The organism is Photorhabdus australis DSM 17609, assembly GCF_000711895.1.
Taxonomy (GTDB): domain Bacteria; phylum Pseudomonadota; class Gammaproteobacteria; order Enterobacterales; family Enterobacteriaceae; genus Photorhabdus; species Photorhabdus australis.
In genome coordinates this window covers 1-1528 of sequence record NZ_JONO01000128.1, presented here as the reverse complement: position 1 = coordinate 1528, position 1528 = coordinate 1, and the positions used below count along the sequence as shown (strand labels likewise).

The following is a 1528-nucleotide window of genomic DNA, read 5'->3' as shown; positions in this document are numbered from 1 at the left end:
AGGCTGTATTACCCGTTAGTTAACGCGCCCAGTGAAAAAAATCTGAAAGCCATCTGTTATAAGGTGCCAAACCGGGTGATCCCGGTGATTTTTCTACCCGGGGTGATGGGGAGTAATTTGCAGGACAAACATGGAACGTCAGTTTGGTGTGTAAATGGTCTTGGAAGTCTGTGGGGGTGGATAATAAAGGGGGCAGAGACACGCAAAAAGTTGCTTGATCCAGAGAATACAGTAGTCGATTCACGGGGCAGGGTAGACGACAATCATAAAGAAGGCCCTAAATTTCCCTCACGGAAAGAGCGGGGTTGGGGGCAGGTAGCTTATATGAGTTACGGTGAATTTCTGTCTTGGCTTCAGGCTGCACTGGATGATCAGGATGAATTATTGTTCAACAAGTTGAATCAGACGGGAGGGCAGACACTACGTCAGCAACTGGAATTGATGGATCTACAGGCTGAAATGGGGGAAGAGAAGCTCTCGCGGAATGAGATTAAACTGAGTTATCAGTATCAGTTTCCAGTCCATGCGATAGGGTATAACTGGCTTCAGTCTAATGTAGAGTCGGCAAATAAGCTGGTTGACCATATTGAAAAGATTACGACAGATTATAACCGGAATGGTCAACCCTGTGAGAAAGTGATTCTGGTGACCCATTCTATGGGGGGATTGGTCGCTCGTTACTATTCAGAAGTACTGGGAAAGCGTAACAAAATTTTGGGTATCGTCCATGGGGTAATGCCGACCTATGGCTCTCCAATGGCTTATAAACGGATGAAAGCAGGTGAAAGTGGCATGGTTGGACTGGTGATTGGTAAAGATGGTGCCCAGTTGACCCCGGTGATGGCGCAATCACCGGGACCACTTCAGTTATTACCTGGTCTGAGATATGGCACCGGATGGTTGCAGATTAAAGATGGCAGGACGCTCTATACCTTACCGAAACGTGACCCTTATGAAGAAATTTACTTGCAGCGCGATAAGTGGTGGGGGTTATGCGAAGAACGCTTGATTAACCCAGCTAATGAAAAACAAAACCGGGCGGTAATGCAGGCAGATTGGGATAAGTATCATGATTTATTGTTGACGCAAGTTCGGCCTTTTATTGAAGGATTAAATGGCCGTTACCACAACAATACTTATGCTTTTTATGGTAACAGCATGAAATACCGCTCCTATGGCGTAGTTCGTTGGGTAGTGCGTACTCTGGTTAACCGGGGAGATGACCCTGGGCTGGCATTTAATAGCCCGGTATACGACCCGTATAATAATCATCTTGCAAGTACGCGTATGGTGGGGTATTCCACTGAACCAAACAAACCTAATGATCATAGTCACCTAAAAGCTTTTGCTATTGCAGATCCGCAACAGCCCGGTGATGGCACCGTGCCGATTGAAAGCGGCAAGTTTTCCGCCAGTGGCTTGCGTTCGTTATTGGGGGTAGAAGTTGATCATGAAGGCGCTTATAAAACAGATAATACCCAAAATACCCGTTGGTTTACCCTGCGAGCGATTGTCAAGATAGCGCAAT

Annotated in this window: 1 protein-coding gene; it reads left to right on the top strand. The window is 46.5% G+C overall.

Annotated elements, in window-relative coordinates:
- On the top strand, positions 1 to 1528 hold a 1528-nt coding region (locus BO26_RS18435), incomplete at both ends, for an esterase/lipase family protein (RefSeq protein ID WP_036774070.1).